Source organism: Pseudomonas sp. FG47, assembly GCF_057809115.1.
Map to the genome: position 1 here is coordinate 172,196 of NZ_JBMDJI010000001.1, position 24,541 is coordinate 196,736.

At 64.6% G+C, this 24,541-nt stretch carries 22 protein-coding genes; 11 read left to right on the plus strand and 11 right to left on the minus strand.

The annotated features are described in order from the left end of the window. Nucleotides 1-33 precede the first annotated feature (33 nt). Together ACODS5_RS00840 and ACODS5_RS00845 are read right to left on the minus strand one after the other, a co-directional pair. On the minus strand, nt 34-705 hold the full coding sequence (locus ACODS5_RS00840; protein WP_134689057.1) for a methionine ABC transporter permease: 672 nt from the start codon (nt 703-705) through the stop codon (nt 34-36). After that, complete coding sequence (locus ACODS5_RS00845) at nt 705-1,712, minus strand: methionine ABC transporter ATP-binding protein (RefSeq protein ID WP_134689056.1); 1,008 nt, start codon at nt 1,710-1,712, stop codon at nt 705-707. The genes ACODS5_RS00840 and ACODS5_RS00845 overlap by 1 nt, the downstream gene beginning before the upstream one ends. 225 nt (nt 1,713-1,937) lie before the next feature. Between ACODS5_RS00845 and katE the strand changes: the two genes are divergently transcribed. Beyond that, complete coding sequence (gene katE / locus ACODS5_RS00850) at nt 1,938-4,082, plus strand: catalase HPII (protein ID WP_489107683.1); 2,145 nt, start codon at nt 1,938-1,940, stop codon at nt 4,080-4,082. A gap of 83 nt (nt 4,083-4,165) precedes the next feature. Here the strand turns inward: katE and ACODS5_RS00855 are convergent, their stop codons facing one another. The 4 genes from ACODS5_RS00855 to zur form a co-directional block, all read right to left on the minus strand. After that, on the minus strand, nt 4,166-4,873 hold the full coding sequence (locus tag ACODS5_RS00855; RefSeq protein ID WP_489107684.1) for a PA5502 family lipoprotein: 708 nt from the start codon (nt 4,871-4,873) through the stop codon (nt 4,166-4,168). A gap of 128 nt (nt 4,874-5,001) precedes the next feature. Beyond that, complete coding sequence (znuB, locus tag ACODS5_RS00860) at nt 5,002-5,784, minus strand: zinc ABC transporter permease subunit ZnuB (protein WP_134689053.1); 783 nt, start codon at nt 5,782-5,784, stop codon at nt 5,002-5,004. After that, nucleotides 5,777-6,550 carry a zinc ABC transporter ATP-binding protein ZnuC gene (gene znuC, locus ACODS5_RS00865; protein ID WP_489107685.1) on the minus strand — a complete coding sequence of 258 codons (774 nt, stop codon included), beginning with the start codon at nt 6,548-6,550 and terminating at the stop codon, nt 5,777-5,779. Before znuC ends, znuB begins: the two co-directional genes overlap by 8 nt. Continuing rightward, nucleotides 6,547-7,032: a zinc uptake transcriptional repressor Zur gene (gene zur, locus ACODS5_RS00870; RefSeq protein WP_134689051.1), complete on the minus strand. Its 486-nt coding sequence runs from the start codon at nt 7,030-7,032 to the stop codon at nt 6,547-6,549. Before zur ends, znuC begins: the two co-directional genes overlap by 4 nt. 18 nt (nt 7,033-7,050) lie before the next feature. Between zur and ACODS5_RS00875 the strand changes: the two genes are divergently transcribed. Next, nucleotides 7,051-8,007 carry a zinc ABC transporter substrate-binding protein gene (locus ACODS5_RS00875; protein ID WP_134689050.1) on the plus strand — a complete coding sequence of 319 codons (957 nt, stop codon included), beginning with the start codon at nt 7,051-7,053 and terminating at the stop codon, nt 8,005-8,007. Between the two features lie 111 nt (nt 8,008-8,118). Here ACODS5_RS00875 and ACODS5_RS00880 read toward each other — a convergent pair whose 3' ends face one another. Next, nucleotides 8,119-9,069: a homoserine kinase gene (locus tag ACODS5_RS00880; protein WP_134689049.1), complete on the minus strand. Its 951-nt coding sequence runs from the start codon at nt 9,067-9,069 to the stop codon at nt 8,119-8,121. A gap of 67 nt (nt 9,070-9,136) precedes the next feature. Further along, nucleotides 9,137-9,427, minus strand: coding sequence for a DUF2782 domain-containing protein (locus tag ACODS5_RS00885; protein WP_134689048.1), 291 nt, complete (start codon nt 9,425-9,427; stop codon nt 9,137-9,139). Nucleotides 9,428-9,501: 74 nt separating this feature from the next. Between ACODS5_RS00885 and polA the strand changes: the two genes are divergently transcribed. After that, nucleotides 9,502-12,249 carry a DNA polymerase I gene (gene polA / locus ACODS5_RS00890; protein WP_489107686.1) on the plus strand — a complete coding sequence of 916 codons (2,748 nt, stop codon included), beginning with the start codon at nt 9,502-9,504 and terminating at the stop codon, nt 12,247-12,249. 336 nt (nt 12,250-12,585) lie between these two features. On the opposite strand, the gene yihA is transcribed toward polA, so the two are convergent. Continuing rightward, nucleotides 12,586-13,218 carry a ribosome biogenesis GTP-binding protein YihA/YsxC gene (gene yihA / locus ACODS5_RS00895; protein WP_134689046.1) on the minus strand — a complete coding sequence of 211 codons (633 nt, stop codon included), beginning with the start codon at nt 13,216-13,218 and terminating at the stop codon, nt 12,586-12,588. 208 nt (nt 13,219-13,426) lie between these two features. Between yihA and ACODS5_RS00900 the strand changes: the two genes are divergently transcribed. From ACODS5_RS00900 to ACODS5_RS00935, 8 genes are all read left to right on the plus strand, one after another. Further along, nucleotides 13,427-13,729, plus strand: a complete 303-nt coding sequence (locus ACODS5_RS00900) for a c-type cytochrome (RefSeq protein WP_134689226.1) — start codon at nt 13,427-13,429, stop codon at nt 13,727-13,729. A gap of 31 nt (nt 13,730-13,760) precedes the next feature. Then, complete coding sequence (locus tag ACODS5_RS00905) at nt 13,761-14,378, plus strand: c-type cytochrome (RefSeq protein WP_134689045.1); 618 nt, start codon at nt 13,761-13,763, stop codon at nt 14,376-14,378. A gap of 174 nt (nt 14,379-14,552) precedes the next feature. Further along, nucleotides 14,553-15,188, plus strand: coding sequence for a thiol:disulfide interchange protein DsbA (dsbA, locus tag ACODS5_RS00910; RefSeq protein WP_134689044.1), 636 nt, complete (start codon nt 14,553-14,555; stop codon nt 15,186-15,188). Nucleotides 15,189-15,200: 12 nt separating this feature from the next. After that, nucleotides 15,201-16,055 carry an endonuclease/exonuclease/phosphatase family protein gene (locus ACODS5_RS00915; protein ID WP_134689043.1) on the plus strand — a complete coding sequence of 285 codons (855 nt, stop codon included), beginning with the start codon at nt 15,201-15,203 and terminating at the stop codon, nt 16,053-16,055. A gap of 96 nt (nt 16,056-16,151) precedes the next feature. Next, nucleotides 16,152-18,143, plus strand: coding sequence for a GGDEF domain-containing protein (locus ACODS5_RS00920; protein WP_489107687.1), 1,992 nt, complete (start codon nt 16,152-16,154; stop codon nt 18,141-18,143). Nucleotides 18,144-18,241: 98 nt separating this feature from the next. Further along, nucleotides 18,242-18,637, plus strand: a complete 396-nt coding sequence (locus ACODS5_RS00925; RefSeq protein WP_489107688.1) for a hypothetical protein — start codon at nt 18,242-18,244, stop codon at nt 18,635-18,637. A gap of 84 nt (nt 18,638-18,721) precedes the next feature. Beyond that, complete coding sequence (locus ACODS5_RS00930; RefSeq protein WP_489107689.1) at nt 18,722-19,498, plus strand: N-acetylmuramoyl-L-alanine amidase; 777 nt, start codon at nt 18,722-18,724, stop codon at nt 19,496-19,498. Nucleotides 19,499-19,659: 161 nt separating this feature from the next. After that, nucleotides 19,660-21,279, plus strand: coding sequence for an EAL domain-containing protein (locus ACODS5_RS00935; protein WP_489107690.1), 1,620 nt, complete (start codon nt 19,660-19,662; stop codon nt 21,277-21,279). Nucleotides 21,280-21,317: 38 nt separating this feature from the next. On the opposite strand, the gene ACODS5_RS00940 is transcribed toward ACODS5_RS00935, so the two are convergent. Further along, nucleotides 21,318-23,096, minus strand: a complete 1,779-nt coding sequence (locus tag ACODS5_RS00940) for a KinB sensor domain-containing domain (protein ID WP_134689038.1) — start codon at nt 23,094-23,096, stop codon at nt 21,318-21,320. Continuing rightward, complete coding sequence (algB, locus tag ACODS5_RS00945; RefSeq protein ID WP_134689037.1) at nt 23,093-24,439, minus strand: sigma-54-dependent response regulator transcription factor AlgB; 1,347 nt, start codon at nt 24,437-24,439, stop codon at nt 23,093-23,095. Before algB ends, ACODS5_RS00940 begins: the two co-directional genes overlap by 4 nt. Nucleotides 24,440-24,541 lie beyond the last annotated feature (102 nt).

The following is a 24,541-nucleotide window of genomic DNA, read 5'->3' on the forward strand; positions in this document are numbered from 1 at the left end:
CCGAACGGGTCGGCCAGGCCGACCCCATTGGGGTTACTTACGGGAATAATGCACAACCAGCTTGTCGCCGATCATCTGCAGCACCTGGACCAGGATCACCAGCAGCACCACGGTGACGATCATCACGTCGGTCTGGAAGCGCTGGTAGCCGAAGCGGATCGACAGGTCGCCCAGGCCGCCGGCGCCGACCACGCCGGCCATGGCGGTGTAGGACACCAAGGTGATGGCGGTCACGGTGATGGCGGCGATGATGCCCGGCATCGCTTCAGGCAGCACGGCCTTGAAGATGATCTGGCGGGTGGTGGCGCCCATCGACTGGGTGGCCTCGATGATGCCGCGGTCGACCTCGCGCAGGGCGGTTTCCACCAGGCGCGCGAAGAACGGCGTGGTGCCCACCACCAGTGGCGGAATGGCCCCGGCGACACCCAGCGAGGTGCCAGTGATCAGCACCGTGACCGGGATCATCACGATCAGCAGGATGATGAACGGCACCGAGCGCACGATGTTGACGATGGTCGCCAGCACCGCATAGAACTTGGTGTGCTCGAACATCTGCCGCGGGCTGAACAGGAACAGCACCACGCCCAGGGGCAATCCCAGCAGCACGATGAACACCAGCGAGGTGAACAGCATGATCAGGGTGTCGTTGGTCGCCTGCCAGATCTCGACCCAGTCGACGTTGGCAAAATAGTTCAGGATATCCATCAACGCAGTACCTCCATATGTACGTCAGCCGCCGTGAAGCGGGCGAACGCCGCCTCCATGTCGCCACCGATCAGGGCGAGGGTCAGCTGGCCATAGGGAATGTCCTTGATGCGATCGATACGCCCGGCAAGGATGCTGTAGTCCACGCCGGTTTCGCGGGCCACGGTGCCCAGCAACGGCGCATAGGTGGCGTCGCCCTGGAAGGTCAGGCGCACGATGCGCCCCGGCACATGGGTGAAGTCGTCGCGTTGCTCGTTCTCGTCGACCTGCTCGTCTTCCTGGACGAAGCGCTTGGTGGTTGGGTGCTGCGGGTGCAGGAACACCTCGGCCACCGGGCCTTGCTCGACGATCTGCCCGGCATCCATCACCGCCACGCGGTCGCAGACCCGGCGGATCACATCCATTTCATGGGTGATCAGCACGATGGTCAGCTTCAGCTCGCGGTTGATCTCGGCCAGCAACTGCAGCACCGAGGCGGTGGTTTGCGGGTCAAGGGCGCTGGTGGCCTCGTCGCAGAGCAGGATCTTCGGATTGGTGGACAGGGCACGGGCGATGCCGACGCGCTGCTTCTGCCCGCCCGACAGCTGGGCCGGATACTTCCTGGCGTGGTCCTGCAGACCGACGCGGGCCAGCAGTTCGGTCACGCGCTTGTCGATCTGCGCACGTGGCAGCTCGCCGGCCAGTACCAGCGGGAGGGCGACGTTTTCGGCGACGGTCTTGGAGGCCAGCAGGTTGAAGTGCTGGAAGATCATCCCGACCTGCTGGCGGAAGCTGCGCAGCTGGTTGGCGTCGAAGCCGGTGACATCTTCGCCGTCGACGACGATCTTGCCGCCGGAGGGCTCCTCGAGGCGGTTGATCAGGCGCAGCATGGTGCTCTTGCCGGCACCGGAGTGGCCGATCAGGCCGAACACCTGGCCATCTTCGATGGTCAGGCTGGTCGGGTTCAGGGCCGGGATATCCCTACCGGCGACGCGGTAGGTCTTGTGGACGTTTTGAAACTCGATCACTGAGCGAACCTTGTGGGGCGCATGGAAATTGGGCTGGCGGTGTGCCGGGGTGGCGCATTTTAGCCTTTTTCAATAGCGGTACTTATCACTAATTTCCGATTCGTCCAATCCGTTGGGCATAACGCGACAACCGGTAATCCAGATTGAACGCTCGCCGCGGCGCCTCAGTCACTACTTCAACCAGCCCCCCTGGGGCAGCCTGAAGACTGATGAGGAGAGCCGGACATGGCCAGCAAGAACACGCCGGAGCCACGAGCAAGCCAGGTGGCGGGCACCCAGACACCCGATCGGGCCAACACCAACGCCAAGTTGCAGAGCCTGGAAAACTTCCGCAGCGACGCCAGCGGCCAGGCGCTGCGCACCAATCAGGGGGTGAAGGTCGCCGACAACCAGAACAGCCTGAAGGCCGGTGCCCGCGGGCCCTCGCTGCTCGAAGACTTCATCATGCGCGAGAAGATCACCCACTTCGACCATGAGCGCATCCCCGAGCGCATCGTCCACGCCCGCGGCACGGGTGCCCATGGTTACTTCCAGAGCTACGGCTGTCACGCCGCGCTGACCAAGGCCGGTTTCCTCCAGGACCCGGACACCATCACCCCGGTATTCGTGCGCTTTTCCACCGTGCAGGGGCCGCGTGGTTCCGGCGACACGGTGCGTGACGTGCGCGGTTTCGCGGTGAAGTTCTACACCGACGAGGGCAACTTCGACCTGGTTGGCAACAACATGCCGGTGTTCTTCATCCAGGATGCGATCAAGTTTCCCGATTTCGTCCATGCGGTGAAGCCCGAACCGCACAACGAGATGCCTACCGGCGGCTCGGCCCACGATACGTTCTGGGACTTCGTCTCGCTGGTGCCGGAGTCGGCGCACATGGTGATCTGGGCCATGTCCGACCGCGCCATCCCTCGTAGCCTGCGCATGATGGAAGGCTTTGGCGTGCATACCTTCCGGCTGGTAAACGCCGACGGCGTGGCCAGCTTCGTCAAGTTCCACTGGAAGCCGCGCCAGGGCGTGCACTCGGTGCTGTGGGACGAAGCCCAGAAGCTGGCCGGCAAGGACACCGATTACCACCGTCGCGACCTGTGGGACGCGATCGAGACTGGGCACTACCCGGAATGGGAACTGGGCGTGCAGATCGTGCCGGAGGCCGACGAGCACAAGTTCGACTTCGACCTGCTCGACCCGACCAAGCTCATCCCCGAGGAGCTGGTGCCGGTGACGCCGCTGGGCAAGATGGTGCTCGATCGCAACCCGGACAACTTCTTCGCCGAAGTGGAGCAGATTGCCTTCTGCCCGGGGCATATCGTGCCAGGCATCGACTTTACCAATGACCCGTTGCTGCAAGGCCGGCTGTTCTCCTACACCGATACGCAGATCAGTCGCCTAGGTGGGCCGAACTTCCACGAAATTCCGATCAACCGACCGATTGCCGCCAACCACAGCAGCCAGCGCGATGCCATGCACCGCATGACCATCGACAAAGGGCGGGCCTCCTATGAACCCAACTCGATCGATGGCGGTTGGCCCAGGGAAACCCCGCCGGCCCCGCGCGATGGTGGTTTCGAGAGCTACCAGGAGCGCATCGACGCGCACAAGATCCGCCAGCGCAGCGAGTCGTTCGGTGATCACTTCTCCCAGGCGCGGCTGTTCTTCCACAGCATGAGCGCCACCGAGCAGCAGCACATCATCAAGGCCTACAGCTTCGAGCTGGGTAAAGTGGAGCGTGAGGAGATCCGCGCCCGCGAGGTGAACGAGATCCTGGCCAACATCGACCTCAAGCTGGCGGCGGCGGTAGCGGCCAACCTCGGGCTACCCGCGCCGAAGGCCGGAACGGTTCAGGTCAAGGACAGCAAGCTCGGCCAGTCGAAGGCGTTGAGCCAGATGAACCACCCCGGGGATATCGGCATCAGCGGGCGCAAGGTCGCCGTGCTGGTGGCCGATGGCGTGGACGCGGCGAGTGTCGACAAGCTGGTCAAGGCGCTGGAGGCGCAACGTGCGCGGCCGATGCTGCTGGGGCCGACTTCGGCGCCGGTCAAGGCCAAGGGGGGCAAGGCGCTGGCGGTGGATGCGTCAATGGAGGGCATGCCGTCGGTGATGTTCGATGGGGTTTGGGTGCCGGCTGGCAAGGCGTCGCTCGCGGCGTTGGAAAACAGCGGCGTGGCCAAGCACTTCCTGCTCGAGGCCTACAAGCACCTCAAGCCCATGGGGCTGGCGATGGATGCCAAGCTGCTGCTGAACAAGCTGGGTTTGCAGGAGGATGCCGGGTTATTGCTGGGCGATGAGCAGAAGACGTTCGAAGCCTTCTTCAAGGCGGTCGAGGGGCATCGGGTGTGGGCGCGGGAGGCCGCGGCCGAGGGTATTCCCGCGTAAGCAAGGCCGCTCCTATAGGGATTCGCGGTCACCTGTAGGAGCGGCCTTGTGTCGCAATGGGGCGCGCAGCGGGCCCGATTATCTCACTGCTGGTGGGGAACCAGCACCACCTGCGCCGGCAGCGAACGCTGGATCTTATGCGTCTGCTGCAACGCGAAGCCGCTGTCGAGCTTGCGCACGCGTTTTCCCAGCAAGGTCTTGAGCCACGGCGCGTCCTGGGTACGCGGCACCTGGAAGACCACCTCGCACCGGTAGTTCACCACATCGGCGGCAATGTCATCGAGCTGGCGACGCAGGGCGCGGCTGTCGGTGGTCTGCAGCGCCACCACGGTAGACGGCGCGGACGGGTCGATCAGGCGTGCCTGGGGCTTGGCTTCGGCGGCCTTGAGCGCGGCCTCGGCTTTTTCCAGCTCGGCCTTGCGCGCCTGGGCCATGGCGTCGCCGCCGGTCAGCGCGGGCGCTTGCGGCATCAGCGCACGGGCACGCGCCAGGGCGGTGGCGGCGGCGTTCACATCACCTTTTTGCAACACGATCTGGCTGCGTTGCAGGTAGGCTTCGGCTAGCTGGCGCTGGTGCGGCTCGACCCGTGGGTCGTTTGGCGCTTGTGCCGCAAGCGCGGCCAACTGGTCCTCGGCGGTGGCCAGCTCGTTGCTGGCGATGCTTTGCTCCAGTTGCTGCCAGGCATCCGGCTGGACAGGCGCGATCGGCTGTTCTGCCGGGGTGCTGGAGCACGCAGCCAGGAACAGGGAAAACGCAACAACAAGCAGATAACGTGAGGCGAACGGCTTCATTCCTGCGACTCTCTATTTGCGCAAAAAGCGAGCAAGTCTACACCCAGGTGCGCACGCTCGAAAACAAGTCCTACAGACCTGCAACCGCTGAAAAGGTTGCAGGATGCGCCTGCGCGCATCCAGATATTTCAGCGTTTGGGCAACGCCAGGCTCAGCAAGAATAGCACTGCCGCGCAGACCACGATCGACGGTCCGGCCGGGGTGTCCTTGAACCACGATAGTGCCAGGCCGCCGCACACAGCGCTAACACCCAGCAGGCTGGCACCCAGGGCCATCTGTTCCGGCGAGCGGGCGTGACGTTGTGCCGCGGCGGCCGGAATGATCAGCAACGAAGTGATCAGCAGCACGCCGACGATCTTCATCGCCACCGCGATCACCACCGCGATCAGCAGCATCAACGCCAGGCGCAGGCCCGCCACCGGCAGGCCTTCGACCATGGCCAGCTCCTCGTGCACGGTCACTGCCAGCAGCGGCCGCCAGAACACCGCCAGCAGCGCCAGCACCAGCGCGCTGCCGCCGAGTATCCAGGCCAGGTCCGTGGTGCTGATCGCCAACAGGTCGCCGAACAGGTAGGCCATCAGGTCGATGCGCACGTCGTGCATGAAACTCAGCACCACCAGGCCCAGGGACAAGGTGCTGGGGGCAAGAATGCCGAGCAGGGTGTCCGAGGCCAGCGGCTGGCGCTGTTGCAGGGTGACCAGCAGGATCGCCAGCAACAGGCAGCCGACGGTTACCGCCAGCGCCGGGCTGACATCCAGCGCGAAGCCCAGGGCCACGCCCAGCAGCGCGGCATGGGACAGCGTGTCGCCGAAATAGGCCATGCGCCGCCACACCACGAACGAACCCAGCGGGCCGGCGACCAGGGCCAGGGACAAACCGGCAAGCAGGGCGTAGAGAAGAAAATCAGCCATGCTTGCAATGCTCTCCGTGGACATGGGCGCTAGGGGCGATCACCGCGCCATGCAGGTCGTGACTGTGATCGTGATGGTGATGGTAGACCGCCAGGCTCGGGGCGTTCTGGCCGAACAGCTCGACGAAGGCCGGGTCGTTGCTGACCTGTTCGGGGTGGCCCGAGCAGCACACGTGGCGGTTGAGGCAGACCACCTGGTCGGTGGCGCTCATCACCAGGTGCAGGTCGTGGCTGACCATCAGCACGCCGCAACCGTGGCGGTCGCGCAGGCGGGTGATGAGGTTGTACAACTCGGTCTGGCCGACCACGTCGACGCCCTGTACCGGCTCGTCCAGCACCAGCAGTTCGGGCTCGCGCAGCAGCGCGCGGGCCAGCAGCACGCGTTGCATCTCGCCGCCGGAAATGGTCTGGATCGGGCTGTCGATCACCTGCTCGGCGCCGACCTCCTGCAATGCCGACAAGGCCGCCGCGCGGTCTACCCCGGGCACCAGGCGCAGGAAACGCAGCACCGACAGCGGCAGCGTGGCGTCCACCTGGATTTTCTGCGGCATGTAGCCGATGCGCAGCCTTGGCTTGCGCCAGACCTTGCCGCGGTGTGGCTTGAGCAGGCCCAGCACGGCGCGCACCAGGGTGGTCTTGCCGGCGCCGTTAGGGCCGATCAGGGTGACGATCTGGCCGGGGGCCACCGACAAGTCGATGCTGTCGAGCACCGCCTCGCCGCCGAAGCTGACGCCGACCTGCTCGAGGCGGATCAGGGCGTCGCTCATGCCTTGCCCCGGCAGTTGCCGCACAGGCCGACCACTTCGACGGTCTGGGTCTCGACGGCGAAACCCACGGCCTTGGCGCTGTCGACGATGGCGTTGCTGATGCTGTCCTGTTCCAGCTCGATGGCCACGTGGCAGGCGCGACAGATCAGGAACTGGCCCTGGTGCGCGTGCTCGGGGTGGCTGCAACCGATGAAGGCGTTGAGCGAGGCGATGCGGTGCACCAGGCCGTTGTCGAGGAGGAAGTCCAGGGCGCGGTACACCGTCGGTGGCGCTGCGCGGCGGCCGTCCTGTTCGCTGAGCACGGCGAGGATATCGTAGGCGCCCAATGGCTTGTGGCTCTGCCACACCAGCTCCAGCACCCGCCGGCGCAGGGCGGTCAGGCGCAGGCCCTGGCGGTTGCACAGCGCATCGGCCTCGGCCAGCGCGCTGTGCACGCAGTGGGAATGATCGTGGGGACGGTGGGCCAGCGGCGTGATGGACATGGGCAGCGACGGTTCTGGATGGAGACGTTATTATGTTACCTGTTTCTGACGACCCGAGTATCCACCGTGTCCCGATTCCTTGCCCTCTTTGTCGCTTTCATCGCTTTTTCGGCGCACGCCGACGTGCGTGTGCTGACCAGCATCAAGCCCCTGCAACAGATCGCCGCCGCCGTGCAGGACGGTGTCGGCAGCCCCGACGTGCTGCTGCCGCCGGGCGCCTCCCCGCACAACTATGCACTGCGCCCCTCCGACGTGCGCAAGGTCGCCGATGCCGACCTGCTGTACTGGGTCGGCCCGGACATGGAAGGTTTCCTGCCCCGCGTGCTGAAGAGTCGTCCCAAGCCGACCGTGGCCGTGCAGTCGCTGTCGGGCATGCAGTTGCGTCATTTCGGCGAGGACAGCCACTCCCATGACGAGGAAGACCACGACGATCATGACCACGACCACCGTCCGGGCAGCCTCGATGCGCACCTGTGGCTGTCGTCGCTGAATGCCCGGGTGATCGCGACGAAGATGGCTGGCGACCTGGCTGCGGCCGACTCGGCTAATGCCCCGCGCTACCAGGCCAACCTCAAGCAGTTCGTCGAGCGCCTGGATGCCCTGGATGCGCGCATCAAGCAGCGTGTGGCGGGCATCGCCGGCAAGCCTTACTTCGTGTTTCACGAGGCATTCGACTACTTCGAGGCCGCCTATGGCCTGAAGCACACCGGCGTGTTCAGCGTGGCCTCCGAGGTGCAGCCGGGCGCGCAGCACGTCGCCGCCATGCGCAAGCGTCTGCAGGAAGTGGGCAAGACCTGCGTGTTCAGCGAGCCGCCACTGCGCCCGCGTTTGGCCGAGACGCTGACGGCCGGGTTGCCGGTGCGGTTGGCCGAGTTGGATGCGCTGGGTGGCACCGACAAGGTGGATGGCAAGGGCTATGAGCGTTTGCTGGAAAAACTGGGCGGCGACCTGGCTGGCTGCCTGGAACAGCTCTAGGGTCGTTATTTGTAGCACCCTGCAGGAGCGGCCTTGTGTCGCGAAGGGCGCTCCTACAGGGGTAGGGACGGCAGTGAAATCCACATTGGCCGGCGGCCAGGCCGGCGCGATCTACAAGGCGAAGGGCAGCTTCAACGCCACTTGCTGGCGTTGCGCCAGGCGCACCTCGAATTCGCTCGGGTCATGGATCATCACGTCCATCCCGGCGAACGCCTGCGCCGCGATCAGGCGCGACAGCCAAAAGCGCACGCACGCCACCCGCAGCATCACCGGCCACAGCTGCGCTTCAGCGGCGGTGAACGGTCGCAGTGCCGCGTAGGCGCCCAGCAATGCCTGGGCGCGCGGCAGGTCGATACCACCCTGCTCGTCCAGGCACCAGTCGTTCACGGTGATGGCGATGTCATACAGCATCGGCCCGGAGCAGGCGTTGTAGAAGTCGATCAGGCCGGTTAGGTGGGTGCCTTCGAACATCACGTTGTCACGGAACAGGTCGGCGTGCAGGTTGGCCTTGGGCAGGGCGAGGATCTGCGCCTTATGCGCGGTGATTTCCGCCAGCGCCGGTTGCAGCAGCCCGGTTTGCTCCTGGTTCAGGCTCGGCAGCAGTTCGGCGCCTGATTCGAGCATCCAGTCCAGGCCCCGGTCGGTACGGCGCTCGATGATGCGCTCGCGGGTGGCCAGGTGAATGTGCGCCAGCAACTCGCCGACCTGGGCGCAGTGCTGGTTGTTCGGCAGCTTGATGTGCTTGCCCGACAGTCGCGGCTGCAGCAGTGCAGGCTTGCCGCACAGTTCGCGCAGGCCATTACCGTCGCGGTCGCGCACGGCGTAGGGCACGGGCATGTCGGCATCGTGCAGCACGTCGAGCAGTTCGATGAAGAACGGCATGTCTTCAGCCGGCCCGCGCTCGATCAGTGTGAGAACGAACTCCCCATTTTCCAGGCTGACGAAGAAATTGCTGTTCTCGGTACCGGCGGCGATACCCTGGAAGTCGAGCAGGCGGCCCAGCTCATAGGGCGCCAGAAAGGTTTCCAGCTCAGGCCGGGACACAGGGGTGAAGACTGACATGTTGAAGAATTGCCCATGCGGGCACTTCCGCCGGGAAGTGCCTGGTTGATATGAACGGTACGCGAGCCTACTTCCACTCGAAGATTTTCCAGGACGGAATCAGCATGTCCGGCTGGTCTGAGCGAATGAAATTGGCGTCGGTGCCATCGGCGCGTACCAGGAAATAAGGTTTGCCGCCCTTCGGCGTGACCTTGATCGCATACAGGAAGCCGTTCTGCCGGTATTCCTGGATGGTTTTATCGCCTTCCGTGCGAATGGTTACATCGGGATCGGCCGATGGGGCTTCGTCCGCCGCCTGGGTGACGACTGGCATGGTGGCCAGCAGACCGAGCAGTAACAGGCGATTGAGTGTGCGCATGATAACCTAGTCCTTTTGTCGTCATTGATCCGGCTATTCTAGCTCCGGACCCGCCGAAAAGGTTGATTCTCCTCATGAGCCAAGCGCCCCTCGTCCTGGTGGACGGTTCGTCCTACCTCTACCGCGCCTTTCACGCGCTGCCGCCGCTGACCACCTCCAAGGGCATGCCCACCGGTGCGGTCAAGGGCGTGCTGAACATGCTCAAGAGCCTGCGCAAGCAATACCCCGACAGCCTGTTCGCGGTGGTCTTCGACGCCAAGGGCGGGACCTTCCGCGACGCCATGTTCGCCGAGTACAAGGCCAACCGCCCGAGCATGCCCGACGACCTGCGGGTGCAAGTCGAGCCGCTGCACGCCAGCGTGCGCGCCCTGGGCTATCCGCTGCTGTGCGTCGAGGGCGTCGAGGCCGACGACGTGATCGGCACCTTGGCGCGCAGCAGCGCGGCGGCCGGTCGTCCGGTGATCATCTCGACCGGTGACAAGGACATGGCGCAGTTGGTGGATGGCCACGTTACCCTGGTCAACACCATGACCGGCAGTGTGCTGGACGTGGCGGGCGTGCACGAAAAATTCGGCGTCGGTCCTGAGCACATCATCGACTTCCTCGCCCTGATGGGTGACAAGGTCGACAACATTCCAGGCGTGCCGGGCGTCGGCGAGAAGACCGCGGTCGGCCTGCTGACCGGCATCGGCGGCGGCCTGCGCGATTTGTACGAGAACCTCGACAAGGTCCCGGCGCTGGCCATCCGCGGCGCCAAGACCCTGCCGGCCAAGCTCCAGGAACACCGTGACGCGGCGTTCCTCTCCTACGAGTTGGCCACCATCAAGTGCGATGTCGAGCTGGATGTCGAGGTCGATGCGCTGGTATGCGGCGCGCCAGACCGAGAAACCCTGTTGGCGTTGTACACCGAGATGGAGTTCAAGAGCTGGGTCGCCGACGTGCAGCGCGAGGCCAGCCAGGCTGGAGACACCGCCGTGGCGGCCGAGGCGCCCGCCCTCAAGGTCGAGCCGCAGTACGAAACCATCCTCGACCAGGCGCGCTTCGACGCCTGGCTGGAAAAACTGCGTCAGGCGCCATTGTTTGCCTTCGACACCGAAACCACCGGCCTCGATGCCCAGCAGGCGCAACTGGTCGGCCTGTCGTTCGCGGTAACGCCGCACGAGGCGGCCTATGTACCGCTGGCCCATGACTACGAAGGCGCCCCGGCCCAGCTGGACCGCGAGCAAGTGCTGCTGGCGCTCAAGCCGCTGCTGGAGGACCCGGCCAAGGGCAAGATCGGCCAGAACGCCAAGTACGACATCAACATCCTGGCCAACGGCAGCCCGGCCATCCACATGCGCGGCGTGGCCTACGACACCATGCTCGAGTCCTATGTGCTCGACTCCACCGCCACCCGTCACGACATGGACAGCCTGGCGCAGAAGTACCTGGACCACACCACCATCGGCTTCGAGGACATCGCCGGCAAGGGCGCCAAGCAGCTGACCTTCAACCAGATCCCACTGGACAAGGCCGGCCCCTACGCCGCCGAGGACGCCGACATCACCCTGCGCCTGCACCAGGCCTTGCAGGCGCGCCTGGCCAAGACCCCCAGCGTGCTGCCGGTGCTGATGGACATCGAGATGCCGCTGGTGCCGGTGCTGGCCAAGATCGAGCGCCAGGGCGCGCTGGTCGATGCCGCGCTGCTCGGCGTGCAGAGCGGCGAGCTGGGGGCCAAGCTGGTCGAGCTGGAGCGCGAGGCGTTCGAGCTGGCCGGCGAGGAATTCAACCTCGGCTCGCCCAAGCAGCTTGGCGCGATTCTTTATGACAAGCTGGGCATGCCGGTGCTGAGCAAGACCGCCAAGGGCCAGCCGTCCACCGCCGAGGCGGTGCTGGATGACTTGGCCGAGCAAGGCTACCCGCTGCCCAAGGTGCTGATGCAGTACCGCAGCCTGAGCAAGCTCAAGAGCACCTACACCGACAAGTTGCCGGGGCAGATCAACCCGCGCACCGGGCGTATCCATACCTCCTACCAGCAGGCCGTGGCCGCCACCGGCCGGCTGTCGTCCAGCGACCCGAACCTGCAGAACATCCCGATCCGCACCGCCGAGGGCCGGCGCATTCGCCAGGCCTTCGTCGCCAGCCCCGGCTACAAACTGCTGGCGGCGGACTATTCGCAGATCGAGCTGCGGATCATGGCCCACCTGGCCAAGGACGAAGGGCTGCTGCACGCCTTCCGCAACGACCTGGACGTGCACCGCGCCACTGCCGCGGAAGTGTTCGGTGTCGCCCTCGAGAACGTCACCACCGACCAGCGCCGTAGCGCCAAGGCGATCAACTTCGGCCTGATCTATGGCATGAGCGCTTTCGGCCTGGCCAAGCAGATCGGCGTCGATCGCAAGCAGTCGCAGGACTACATCGACCGCTATTTCGCCCGTTATCCAGGGGTGCTGGCCTATATGGAGCGCACCCGCGCCCAGGCCGCTGAAAAGGGCTTCGTCGAAACCCTGTTCGGGCGGCGGCTGTACCTGCCGGACATCAACGCCAAGAACCCGGCCTTGCGCAAAGGCGCCGAGCGCACCGCGATCAACGCGCCGATGCAGGGCACCGCGGCGGACATCATCAAGCGTGCCATGGTGGCGGTGGACAACTGGCTGACCGAGAGCGGGCTGGATGCGCGGGTGATCCTGCAGGTGCACGACGAACTGGTGCTCGAGGTGCGCGAAGACCTGGTCGAACAGGTGAAAGCCGAGATTCGGGTCCACATGAGCGGCGCGGCGCAACTGGATGTGCCGTTGCTGGTGGAAGCGGGCGTTGGCTCGAATTGGGACGAAGCTCACTAAACGCCGCGTGAAAGCTGTGTAGGATCTGCGGCGTAGTGTCGCGGATTCGGTGCAGGCTTCGGGCCTTAGATCGAGCGTTTCATGAAACTATCGCAAATAGTTTCCAGGGACTCGGAACTAAACCGGTGAACCGCCACTCAGAGGTACTGAATGGCTGGTGAAGCCTTTCGATGCTCCTATGTTGTGTTAAGTGTTGGCAGATATCTGGACCCCGCCCTAGCGGTCCGGACTTGGACCCCGAACTTCCCCCTCCCCATACGAAGTCCGGGGTTTTTTTTGCCTGGAATTCGGCGTCATGTCTGCCTGGGCCCGCTCCCACGAAAGCCTCACTCGACCTCAGGCAGCCGGCTTGTCTTCCAGCTCCATCCAGTCCGCCAGCACGCGATAGGCCTCTTCCAGGCCCAGGCGCTTGGGCGCCGAGAACAGTTGGATGGTCGCGGTGTCGCCCCAGCCCTTGCGAATCTCCGACTGCACCTTGAGCAAGGTGTTCTTGCCGGCGCCGTGGGTCAGCTTGTCGGCCTTGGTCAGCAGGATGTGCATCGGCATGCCGCTGGCCTTGGCCCAGTCGAGCATCATCTTGTCGAAGTCGGTCATCGGATGGCGGGTGTCCATCATCAGGATGATCCCGCGCAGGCATTCGCGGCTGCCCAGGTAGGCCTCCAGGTGTTTCTGCCAGTGCTGCTTGAGCGGAATCGGCACTTTTGCATAACCGTAGCCCGGCAGGTCGACCAAACGCCGTTCATCGTCCAGACTGAAGAAATTCAGCAGCTGGGTGCGGCCGGGGGTCTTCGAGGTACGCGCCAGGCTGGCGTGGGTCAGGGTGTTGAGGGCACTGGATTTACCGGCGTTGGAACGGCCGGCGAAAGCCACCTCGTAACCCTGGTCTTGGGGGCATTGTTCGACCTTGGCGGCGCTGAGGGCGAATTTGGCTTTCTGGCAGAGGCCGAGGATGGGGTTCTTGACTTGCATGGGATTTCCGATGTGGTGTCGCCCAGCACTGGCGTCGAAGGACCAGGCCCGGCAAGCGGTGTCATTTCCGTTTGGCTGGCGGAAGTATATAATGCCCCAGTTTTTGTGTGCTCATTCGCCTGAAGCAGGCGATGTGAGCATGGGGTGTCGAACAATAGCTCGCGCAACAGAACGCAGCGCGGCCCCCAACCCTGTCAAGTCGTTTCGCGTGGCGAAATGGCTGCTTGCTGTCGGTATGTTCCTGCCGTTTTACAGCGCACAGGCTACACAGGATCCCGAGGCGTTGTACAACCGCATCTGTGCGGCCTGTCACGCCGGACAACTGCCACAGGCGCCCAAGCAGGGTGACCGGGCAGCCTGGGAGCCAAGGCTGGCGCAAGGCATGGAGCGACTGGTGACACATGTTACACAGGGTTTCAAGGCTATGCCGCCGCGTGGATTGTGCATGGACTGCAGTGCCGAGGACTACCGTTTGGTCATCCTTTGGATGAGCGGCAGTCCCGATACATAACATTTCACCCTTAGCCGTGTTGGATTAGCTGATGAACAAACTAGTCGTGAGTCTGCTGTTGACCATGGGGGTCGCAGGTGCGGCAACTGCTGCGGGACCCATCAAAGGCGATGCCGCCGCCGGCCAGGCCAAGACAGCTGTCTGTGGGGCCTGTCACAACCCCGACGGCAACAGCCTGGCGCCGAATTTCCCGAAACTCGCCGGCCAAGGCGAGCCCTACCTGACCAAGCAGTTGCACGACATCAAGGACGGCAAGCGTACCGTGCTTGAGATGACCGGCATGCTGGCCAATTTCAACGAACAGGACCTGGCCGACATCGCCGCTTACTTCGCCAGCCAGAAAGGCAGCGTGGGTGCCGCCGATCCGAAGCTCGTCGAGCGTGGTCGCGCCTTGTTCAACGGCGGCAACCTGGAGAAAGGCATGCCGGCCTGCACCGGTTGCCACTCCCCCAATGGTGCAGGCATCGCCCTGGCGAAGTTCCCGCACCTCAGTGGCCAGCACGCGCAGTACGTCAGCAAGCAGCTGACCGACTTCCGCGAAGGCAACCGCACCAACGACGGCGACGCCATGACCATGCGCACCATCGCCGGCAAACTGAGCAACAAGGACATCGAAGCGCTGTCCAGCTACATCCAGGGCCTGCACTGATCCTGTAGGTCCGGGCGTTAACACTCGGTTAATGCTTCAGCGCTAAAGATGAAAAGGGCAGCCCAGGCTGCCCTTTTTTCTGTCCATAGCCGTTACACTACAGAACTCGAGCCCTTCCCGGCCTGTCCTATTCAGGTCGCGTCGAGGCGACCAAAGACTGCTCAGGAGTAAAGCATGCGTAAACTGATTCTCAGCGCTGCGCTGGTCGCCGCCAGCGTATTCGGTATGGCCGCCGTGCAGGCCGCTGAACCTGCCACTGCCGGCAAGGAATATATCGAGCTGAGCAACCCGGTGCCGGTCTCGGTGCCTGGCAAGATCGAGGTCGTCGAGCTGTTCTGGTACGGCTGCCCGCACTGCTACCACTTCGAACCGGTCATCAATCCATGGGTCGACAAGCTGCCCAAGGACGTCAACTTCAAGCGCGTTCCAGCGATGTTCGGTGGCCCCTGGGATGCCCACGGCCAGATGTTCCTGACGCTTGAAGCCATGGGTGTTGAGCACAACGTCCACAACGCGGTGTTCGATGCTATCCAAAACAAGCGCATGCGCCTGACCAAACCTGAAGAAATGGCCGAGTTCCTGGCGACCCAGGGTGTGGACAAGGACAAGTTCCTCGCCACCTTCAACTCCTTCGCCATCAAGGGCCAGGTCAACCAGGCCAAAGAGCTGGCCAAGAAGTATGAAATCACTGGCGTCCCAAGCATGGTGGTCAACGGCAAGTATCGCTTCGACCTGGGTACCGCCCAAGGTCCGGAAGGCGTGCTGAACGTCGCCGACCAGCTGATCGCCAAGGAGCGCGCCGCTAAGTAAGCGGCGAATGCCATGGGCCGCTTTCGCTCAACCCGAAGCGTCGGCCTGCACCAGCCGCAGGTCAACGAACATCACCTGCAGGCCACTGGCCTGCCGGCCGATGGTCGCCTGCGGTTACTCAGTTTCAATATCCAGGTCGGTATCAGCACCGAACGCTACCGCCACTACGTGACCCGCAGCTGGCAGCACCTGCTGCCGCACAACGGCCGGGCCGGCAACCTGCAGAAGATCGGCGAGCTGCTCGGCGACTTCGATCTGGTGGCTTTGCAGGAAGCCGACGGCGGCAGCCTGCGTTCGGGCTACGTCAACCAGGTGGAGCATCTCGCCCAGTTGGGTGCCTTCCCCTACTGGTACCAGCAGCTCAACCGCAACCTCGGGCGCTTTGCCCAGCACAGCAACGGCGTGCTCAGCCGGCTCAAGCCCCAGCACCTGGAAGACCACCCATTGCCCGGCCCTGCCGGTCGCGGGGCTATCCTGGTGCGCTTCGGAGAGGGTGAGGACGCGCTGATCGTGGTGATGATGCACCTGGCGCTCGGGTCCAAGACCCGTGCCCGCCAGCTGGCCTACATTCGCGAGCTGATCGGCGGCTACCGCCACCAGATCCTCATGGGCGACATGAACACCCATGCCAACGACCTGCTCGACCATTCGCCCCTGCGTGATCTCGGGCTTGTCGCGCCCCAGGTCGAGGCCACTTTTCCCAGCTGGCGTCCCCAGCGCTGCCTTGACCACATCCTGCTCAGCCCGAGCCTTACGCTGGAACGCGTTGAGGTGCTGGCGCAGCCAATTTCCGATCACCTGCCCGTCGCCGTCGAGATCCGATTGCCTGATGCCCTGACTGTGGATACGCTGCCGGTCCTGAGTTAGTCCTGCCTGGGTGAATCCTGCACTCAAGTGTTGGGCTTTTCCGCCGAAATCCAGTGATTGCAGGACTAGATGCCACCACCCGTTGCGGAACCAGGCATGACCGAAGAAGCCGAGCGCTGGAAAGAAAAATACCTCAAGAGCATCGAGCAGCAGGAAAAGCTCGAGCGGCGCTGGGAAGCCCGCCTCGACCTGCTGCGCCGTGGCCTGGTGCGCAGCACCCTGGCCGCAGAGGGTAGTGACAAGATCGTCGACCAGTGCATGAAGGAAATGCGCGAGGTCATCCGTGGCGACAACATGGACGCTGGGCTGGCCGGGCTGATTCCGCGCCTGGAAAAAGCCGTGCTCGACTCCGAGCAGCGTCGCGAGACGCGCATGAACCAGGTCAGCGAAGCGCTGACGGCGCTGGTCAGTCAACTCCAGACCCTGCCGTTGCCGGGCGAAGTCGCTCGCCCCTTGAAAAAACTCGCGAAGAAGCTCGACGGTGGCGTCAGCCAGTCTCGCGAGCTACCGCCGTTGTTGGGCGAGCTCAGTGGTTTGCAGGGGCGTGCCCTGAGTGCCGTGCAAAGGCCGGACGAAGAAGCCAGGCCCGGATTCTTGCAGCGCCTGTTCGGTGGCCGTGACGAGGTGTTGGCCGACCTGGCGCCGCTGCCCGTTGCAGGCGAGCCCCCGCCTGCGCAACCTGGCCCCGTGGCGCCTGTTGCTGCGGCGCAGGATGCCGATGAGCTGCATGCCTTGGTACCGGAACCACAAGTAGCGCAGGTAGCGCCCGCCCTCGAAGCACCGGCCCCGGTAGCCGAGGCCGAGTTGCCAGGCCCGGCGCTGGTCGAAACCACGTCGATGGTGGCCGCTGAGCCCTTGCCACAGCCTGAGGTGCAGACGCCCCCCGTGCCGGTCGCAGCCGAGCCTGAGCTCAGCCAAGCCGAGTTTGAACCCTTGCCCCCCGAAGCGGCACCGGAAAGCCTGCTGGAGGGTGAGGCGCAGCCGCCCGAGGACAGCCTCGGCGAAGACGGCCCCTACGCCCTGCCTGATGCCGTCGAGCCGCCCTACAGCCAGGTCGCCGCGCATATCGAGCAGACCCTGATCGGCCTGCTCGACGACCTCAGCCTGCCCGAGCGCCACAAGGCCCAGGCCCTGCAGATGCGCGAGCGGGTCTCGCGAGGCCTGAACTGGTACGAGCTGATCCCGGTGCTGGATGACCTGGCTGTGCTCATGCTGGCGATCACCGACAGCGGCCAGCACGAGTTCGAGGCTTACCTGCAAGAGCTCAACGGGCGTCTGGAGAGCTTCCAGAGCCACTTGCACGAAGCCAGCGCCGGCCATGCCGACAACAGTTCTGCCGCCCGCGAATTGGACAGCCAGCTGCGTGAGCAGGTCGATGGGCTGCAAAGCAGCGTGCAGGGCGCCGCCGATGTCGATAGCCTCAAGCACATCCTCGAGAGTCGCCTCGAAGGCCTGCTGGTAACCATGGACGAGCACCAGCATGAGCGCGACCGTCGCGAGCAGGAACTGGCTGGTCGCCTGCAAGGGTTGGCCGAGCGGGTGGCAAGCATGGAGCAAGAGGCCCAAGGTTACCGCGAGCACCTTGAGGAACAACGGCAGAAGGCGATGATCGACCCACTGACCGGCCTGCCCAACCGCGCCGCCTGGTCTGAACGGGTCGAGCGCGAGGTACTCGACTGGCAGGAGCACGGTGGCCATCTGGCCATGGCCATCCTCGACCTCGATCATTTCAAGCGCATCAACGACGGCTACGGTCACCTGGCTGGCGACAAGGTGCTGAAAATCGTCGCCGAGCAATTGCGCAAGCGCCTGCGCGGCCACGACTTCATCGCCCGTTTCGGCGGCGAGGAGTTCGTGTTGCTGATGCCGCAGACCTCGCCGCCGGCCGCTGCGCAGGTGGCCGAAACGTTGCGCGCGGCAATCGAGGCCTGCCCGTTTCACTTCAAGGGGGAGCGGGTGGTGATCACCACCTCGATCGGCCTGAGCGCCTTCCGCTCCGGCGAGCGCGGCGACCAGGTGCTCAAGCGCGCGGACGAGGCGTTGTATCGGGCCAAGGGCAATGGCCGCAATCGTGTCGAGCAGGCATAAATAGCTACCGCACCGGCATCTGCACGGTCGTCGACACTGCGGGCCGGCGCTGGACGTCCAGCGCTTTGCCCTTACTCGATCGACATTAGGAGTCGAACATGAACATTGCCCGCTACAGCCTGCCGTTGCTCCTGGCCCTGGTATTCCAAGGTTCCGCCATGGCCCACGACGGAGTCTTTACCGCCCATATCGCCGCCGATGGCCGTGTCCTGAGCCAGTCGCCGCAGTGGATCAGCCAGGTGCAGGCCGAGCCCCAAGCCAACTACTTCACCCAGTACAAGCTGAGCCTGGACAAGGACCAGCTGCGCCAGGCCCCGGGCTTCTGCTCGGTTTCCCCGCTCGATGCCAGTAGCTATGACCGTCAGTTGCACGGCGCGGCCAAGGTGATTGGCAAGCCACTGGCCGACAAGCTGACCGTGCAGACCCAACTGGTCGATACGCAAGGCCCCAGCGGCGACAACTCGCTGGAGTTCCAGGTGCTGTGCGTGCGTTGAGGCGCGATGATCCTGGCAACCCCAGGCGCGGAGCACGTTATACTGTAGCGCTAATGTCGCTTATTTCATGACGTGCTCCCTGCAATGAAAAGACTCATCACCGCCCTGTTGCTCCTGACCCTGGCCGGCTGTTCCAGTGGTTTGCGCATCGACCGCAGCCACCCTTCGGCGAATCAGGACAGCCGTATCCAGTTCGTTATCCTGCATTACACCAATGCCTCGCTGGAGCGCTCGCTCGCCCTGCTCACCCGTGGTGAAGTCAGTAGCCACTATCTGATCGGCGATGGCCCGGCCACGGTCTACCAGCTGGTGGACGAGAACCGTCGCGCCTGGCATGCCGGTGACAGCCAATGGCAGGGGCGCACCTGGCTCAACTCCAGCTCCATCGGCATCGAGATCGTCAACCCGGGCTACACCGACACCCCGTCCGGGCGGGTCTGGCACCCGTACAGCGAAGCACAGGTGCAGGCGCTGATCGCGTTGCTCAAGGACATCGTCAAGCGCAACAACATCGACCCCCGGCACATCATCGGCCACAGCGACATCGCCCCGCTGCGCAAGCTCGACCCAGGCCCGCTGTTCCCCTGGAAACGCCTGGCCGACGCCGGCCTGGGCATCTGGCCCGAGGCCAGCGCGGTAGCGCGGCAACAGGCCTACTTCGAGGTCAATCCGCCGACCATCACCTGGTACCAGCAACAGTTGGCGCGCTTTGGTTATGCCATCGACCAGACCGGTGAACTAGATGTGGCCACTCGCCATGTGATCGCTGCGTTCCAGATGCGTTTTCGCCCGCAGCGCTTCGACGGCATGCCTGACGCGCAAACGGCGGCGATGTTGCAGGTGCTCAACCGTAGGCGCTAGCGCCATCAGACAGTAGTGGGGGCGGGCGTGCCCGTCGCCCCAACTGTATCGTGGGGTAACCCCGAGCCCAGGTTTTGGCGCTTGCCAACTGCAGATGCCCAACGGCCGCGCCAACCGCGGAATCCGTTGCTATACCTTTGGTATTCAACTGGATGCCGCGCATGTCTGCCCTGTTCGCCGTGGTGCGTCAATTTTTCCACCGTCCCTGGCTGCTGGCCGCTCTCGCGGCCCTGGCCAGCGCCGCGCTGTTGCTGGCCGCCAGTGTCGGGTTGACCCTGCAACAGATGAAGCAGAGCGAAAGCGCCCAGATGTATGCCCAGGGCGAGCGCTTTCTCGAGCGCCTCGAGCAAGTGTTCGGCCAGTTGCGCGAGGCGGTCGACCAATTGCAGGCGCAGCCCCTGCGCGGTTGCGATGCGACCATGCTGGCGCAGTTGCAGCAGGTGGCGCTGAAGTCGCGCTTCATCTATGAGGCGGCGTACGTGAACGGCACGCAGGCTTGCTCCAACCGCGGTGGCGAGCGCAACATCGAACCGCTGCGTACCCCGGATATCCAGGGACCGACCTACAGCTACTGGCTCAACACCACCACCGAACCCAACGAGAACCTCGCCGCGCTGATGCTCGGGCGTGGCAATTTCATGGTGTCCACCTCCAGGGGCCATCTCACCGACGTGGTCGACCTGCCAGCCGGCGGCAGCCTGCTGGTGGTGCTGGACCATAGCACCCGCGCCATTCCGGTGCTTGGCCCAACACAGCACTGGCCACCGATCGCCGATTGGCCACCACCCTCGGACAAGTCGCTGGTCGAGCTGCCCGACCGACTGGTGTACCGCATGGCGACCAAGTCGCCGGACTACCAGCTGGTGCTGATCGCGCCCAGGGCCAGCCTGCCGCTAAAGCTCAATGGCATGCTCTGGCTGCTGTTTCCCGGCAGCCTGGTCCTGGCGTGCTGTATCGGCTGGCTGGTGCTGCAACTGATCCTGCAACGGCGCTCGATGAGTGCCGAACTACAACAGGCCCTGCGCCGGGGCGAGCTGCAGGTGCTGTACCAGCCGATCTTCGAGCTCGACAGCCGCCGCTGCGTGGGCGCCGAGGCCCTGGTGCGCTGGCGCCGCCCGGACGGCAGCCTGACCAGCCCGGAGCTGTTCATCCCGCTGGCGGAGAATACCGGACAGATTCGCCAGATCACCGATTTCGTCCTGCAGCGGGTGCTGGAGCAGCTGGGGCAGTTGCTGCGGGCCAATCGGCATTTGTATATCTCGGTGAACCTGGCGGCGTGCGATGTGATGGTGCCGCGTATCGGCCGGGTGGCGGCGCGCCTGCTGGCGCAGCATCGGGTGGCTGCCAGCCAGATAGCCTTCGAGGTGACCGAGCGTGGCCTGATCGATGTGGTGGTGGCTCGGGACAACCTGCAGGCCCTGCGCACGGTGGGACACCAGGTGCTGATCGACGACTTCGGTACCGGCTATTGCAGCCTGGCTTATCTGCAGACTTTGCCGGTGGATTGCCTGAAGATCGACAAGTCGTTCATCGATGCCCTTGGTCACGATGCCGCCAGCAGCGGCGTGGCCCCGCACATCATCCGCATGGCCCACGACCTGCACCTGCGGGTGATAGCCGAGGGCATCGAGTGCGAGGACCAGGCAGTGCTGCTCAACGCCGAGGGGGTTCACTATGGCCAGGGCTGGCTGTTCGCCCACCCGTTGAATGCCCGTCAGTTCGCCGAGTTGATCACCCGCGGTCGGCGGGTGGCGGGCCGGCGCATCGACGATGAGCCTTGAGGCTACCCTCGCGTGCCAGCGGCACCCTGCAGGGCATGTCAGACCGGCAAGGCCATGTAGAACTGCGTGCCCTGCCCTGGCCGGGAGAACACCCCCATGCGCCCGCCATGCAGCTGTACGATTTCCTTGCACAGCGCCAGGCCTAACCCCGCCCCGCCTTTCTTGCGGCCAACCTGCACGAAGGGCTCGAAAATCCGCCCCTGTTGGCCATAGGCGATACCCTCGCCGCTGTCCTCGACACTGATGATCACCCGTTCGGCGTGCCGACGCGCATGCAGACGAATGCGCCCGCCGCTGCCGGTATGGCGGATCGCGTTGTGCAGCAGGTTGTCCAGCACTCGGTCGAGCTGGGCGATGTCGGCCTGGATCCGCGGCAGTGGCGGCTCCAGTTCGGCAACCAGTTCGACCTGCTTGGTCGTGGCCTGCTCGGCGAAGCGCGCCTGGGCGCGCTCGAACAGCTCGCCGAGGTTGCACGGTTGCAGCTCCAGTTTCTGCAGGCCGCTCTGGTAGCGTGAGAAGTTCAGCAGGTCATTGATCAGCTGGGTCAGGCGCTGCATCTCCTCGCCAATGGTCTCCAGCAGGTCGGTCTCGCGCGCTTCGGGCGGGAAGCTGACGCGTTCGCGCAGCAGGCCGAACGCCATGTGCATGCCGGTGACCGGCGTGCGCAGCTCGTGGGAGGCACGCAGCACGAATTCGCTGCGCACCCGCTCGAAGGCGCGTTGCTCGGTGACATCGTGCAGCACCATCACCGCCCCGAGAATCGGCCCCTCGGGGTGGCTGACCGGCGTCAGGCTGTAGGTCAGCAGGCGGCTTTCCTCGTCCACCTCCAAGCTCAGGTCGTCGGGCGGGCGATCCAGGCTGCCACCGCGTAGCACCTGGCGCAGTTGCTGCTCCAGCTCTGGGCGTTGCAGGGCCTCGGCCAGGCTTACCCCCAGGCGGCTGGGGTCCCAGCCGAGCTGGCGCTGGGCTACCGGGTTGAGGTGTTCCAGGCGCCCCTGGCGGTCGATGATCAACAGCCCGTCGTCGATGCTGTCAAGCACGGCTTGCAGCCGCTGCTGCCCGGCCAGCAACTCGTCGATATTGGTGGCCTGGTGCTTGCGCAGGGCATCGGCCATCAGCCCGAAGCGCCGGGTCAGCTGGTTGAGCTCGGTGGCTTGGGTGACCGGCAGGGTCACGTCGAAGTTGCCCTGGCCGACCTGGTCGGCGGCTTTGGCCAGGGCCTCGATCGGCTGGCCGAAGCGCCGGGCGATGTTGTGCGCGGTAATGAAACCCAGGACCAGCACGGTCAGGCCCATCAGGCCGAGGACGCCGCCGACCAGCAGGGCGTGGTCGCGGGACTGTTCCTCGCTGCGGGTGATGTGCTCCAGGGCCTGCTTGTGCGAGTCGATCAGGTCGTTGCGCACCTGGTTGAACGCCGCGCCCAGCGGCTGCTCGACCCCCATGCTGCGGGCCGGTACCGGGCTGTCGCGGTAGGCCTGGAGGAAGGCCTGGTAGTTGCTGCTGGCCTTGCTGAACCCGGTGCGCTCGCCACCCTGCTCCAGGCCTTGGTTGAGCAGGTGCTGGAACTGGTTCTGCAAGGTGACCAAGTTGTTTGGATCGGTGTCCAGATCGAGCATCAGATTCAGCTGTTCGCCGAGATTCTGTCGCAGTTGCAGGCCCAGGGACAGGGTGTGGGTAGTGTCCTGCACCAGGCGCTGCTGCAGGGTCGCCATCTGCAGCACGCTGACCAGCCCCAGCAGCAAGCCCAGCAGCGCCACGGTCACCAGCGCAGAGATGCTGAGGAACAGCCGTGTGCGCAGCTTCATCGGCCATCTCATAGGTTGTACTGCTTGCGCTTGCGGTACAGGGTGGAGGCGTCGATGCCGAGGGTCTTGGCGGCCTGGTCGAGGGTGTCGCTGGCGGCCAGCACCGCACCGATATGGGCCCGCTCCAGCTCATCCAGGCTGAGTGCGGCGCCGACTCGTGGGGCGTTGCTGGCGGGCGCCTCGGCCATGCCCAGGTGGCTGATTTCCACGCGCTCCTGAGGGCAGATGATGCTGGCGCGTTCGATCACGTTGCGCAGTTCGCGGATATTGCCCGGCCAGCGGTAGTTCAGCAGCGCGGTACGGGCTTCGTCGCTGAAGCCCCGGGCTGGGCGCGAGTACTCCTTGACGAAGCGCGCCAGGAAACGGTCGGCCAGGGTCAGGATGTCCTCGCTGCGCTCGCGTAGGGGCGGCAGGTGCAAGGTGATGACATTGAGGCGATACAGCAGGTCTTCGCGGAAGCGGTTTTCGCGCACCATCTCATCGAGGTTGAGGTTGGTCGCGGCCAGGATGCGTACATCCGCGCGACGGGTGACGGGGTCGCCGACCCGCTCGTATTCCTTGTCCTGGATGAAACGCAGCAATTTTGGCTGCAAGGTGAGGGGGAAATCACCGATCTCGTCGAGGAACAAGGTGCCGCCGTCCGCCTGGCTGACCCGTCCCAGGGTGCTTTCGCTGGCACCGGTGAAGGCGCCGCGGGTATGGCCGAACAGTTCGCTTTCCATCAGTTCGGCGTTCAGCGACGGGCAGTTGATGGTCACGCAGGCCTTGCGCGCCCGCTTGCTCCAGCCATGGATGGCCCGGGCCAGCTCGCCCTTGCCGGTGCCGGATTCGCCAAGGATGAGGATGTTGGCGTCGGTGGTCGCTACCTGCCGGGCGGTCTCCAGTACCGCCATCATTGCCGGGCTGTGGGAGTCCAGGCCGTCCTTGGGCTTGCGCACCTCGCCTTCGAGGGCTTCCAGGCGTGCCGACAGCTGGCGCACCTCCAACTGCTTGGCGGTCGCCAGGCGCAGCTGGTCGGGGCTGCACGGCTTGACCAGGTAGTCGGCGGCGCCGGCCTGGATCGCATCCACCGCGGTGTCGATGGCCGAGTGGGCGGTGACGATCACCACCCGCATCCACGGCGCCTGGATACGCATCTGTGCCAGGACATCCAGGCCGTTGTCCTCGCCCAGGCGCAAATCGAGGAAGCACAGGTCGAACACCTGGCGTTGCAGCAGGGTCTCAGCCTGTGCGGCGCTGTTGGCGGTGGCCACGCTATAGCCCTCGTCTTCGAGGCAGTAGCGGAAGGTACGCAGGATGGCGGACTCGTCGTCCACCAGCAGAATGCGGCCTTGGTTGTCCTGGGCTGATTCCATTTTTCCTGCGCTCCTTAGGGATTGGTCTCAATTAGTGTCGGAAAAATCGGGCAAGTTGCATGGTCGATTCTGATTGATTCCGCGCCATGCATGCTAGCTGAG

Excerpts from the sequence above, each read along its gene's own strand:
- znuC (WP_489107685.1), bottom strand. The coding sequence starts at position 6,550 with ATGAGCGACGCCCTGATCCGCCTCGAGCAGGTCGGCGTCAGCTTCGGC.
- algB (WP_134689037.1), bottom strand. The coding sequence starts at position 24,439 with ATGGAATCAGCCCAGGACAACCAAGGCCGCATTCTGCTGGTGGACGAC.
- ACODS5_RS00935 (WP_489107690.1), top strand. The coding sequence starts at position 19,660 with ATGTCTGCCCTGTTCGCCGTGGTGCGTCAATTTTTCCACCGTCCCTGG.
- ACODS5_RS00940 (WP_134689038.1), bottom strand. The coding sequence starts at position 23,096 with ATGAGATGGCCGATGAAGCTGCGCACACGGCTGTTCCTCAGCATCTCT.
- ACODS5_RS00920 (WP_489107687.1), top strand. The coding sequence starts at position 16,152 with ATGACCGAAGAAGCCGAGCGCTGGAAAGAAAAATACCTCAAGAGCATC.
- zur (WP_134689051.1), bottom strand. The coding sequence starts at position 7,032 with ATGTCCATCACGCCGCTGGCCCACCGTCCCCACGATCATTCCCACTGC.
- ACODS5_RS00905 (WP_134689045.1), top strand. The coding sequence starts at position 13,761 with ATGAACAAACTAGTCGTGAGTCTGCTGTTGACCATGGGGGTCGCAGGT.
- ACODS5_RS00915 (WP_134689043.1), top strand. The coding sequence starts at position 15,201 with ATGGGCCGCTTTCGCTCAACCCGAAGCGTCGGCCTGCACCAGCCGCAG.
- znuB (WP_134689053.1), bottom strand. The coding sequence starts at position 5,784 with ATGGCTGATTTTCTTCTCTACGCCCTGCTTGCCGGTTTGTCCCTGGCC.
- polA (WP_489107686.1), top strand. The coding sequence starts at position 9,502 with ATGAGCCAAGCGCCCCTCGTCCTGGTGGACGGTTCGTCCTACCTCTAC.
- ACODS5_RS00875 (WP_134689050.1), top strand. The coding sequence starts at position 7,051 with ATGGAGACGTTATTATGTTACCTGTTTCTGACGACCCGAGTATCCACC.
- katE (WP_489107683.1), top strand. The coding sequence starts at position 1,938 with ATGGCCAGCAAGAACACGCCGGAGCCACGAGCAAGCCAGGTGGCGGGC.
- ACODS5_RS00855 (WP_489107684.1), bottom strand. The coding sequence starts at position 4,873 with ATGAAGCCGTTCGCCTCACGTTATCTGCTTGTTGTTGCGTTTTCCCTG.
- ACODS5_RS00930 (WP_489107689.1), top strand. The coding sequence starts at position 18,722 with ATGAAAAGACTCATCACCGCCCTGTTGCTCCTGACCCTGGCCGGCTGT.
- dsbA (WP_134689044.1), top strand. The coding sequence starts at position 14,553 with ATGCGTAAACTGATTCTCAGCGCTGCGCTGGTCGCCGCCAGCGTATTC.
- ACODS5_RS00925 (WP_489107688.1), top strand. The coding sequence starts at position 18,242 with ATGAACATTGCCCGCTACAGCCTGCCGTTGCTCCTGGCCCTGGTATTC.
- ACODS5_RS00840 (WP_134689057.1), bottom strand. The coding sequence starts at position 705 with ATGGATATCCTGAACTATTTTGCCAACGTCGACTGGGTCGAGATCTGG.
- ACODS5_RS00880 (WP_134689049.1), bottom strand. The coding sequence starts at position 9,069 with ATGTCAGTCTTCACCCCTGTGTCCCGGCCTGAGCTGGAAACCTTTCTG.
- ACODS5_RS00885 (WP_134689048.1), bottom strand. The coding sequence starts at position 9,427 with ATGCGCACACTCAATCGCCTGTTACTGCTCGGTCTGCTGGCCACCATG.
- yihA (WP_134689046.1), bottom strand. The coding sequence starts at position 13,218 with ATGCAAGTCAAGAACCCCATCCTCGGCCTCTGCCAGAAAGCCAAATTC.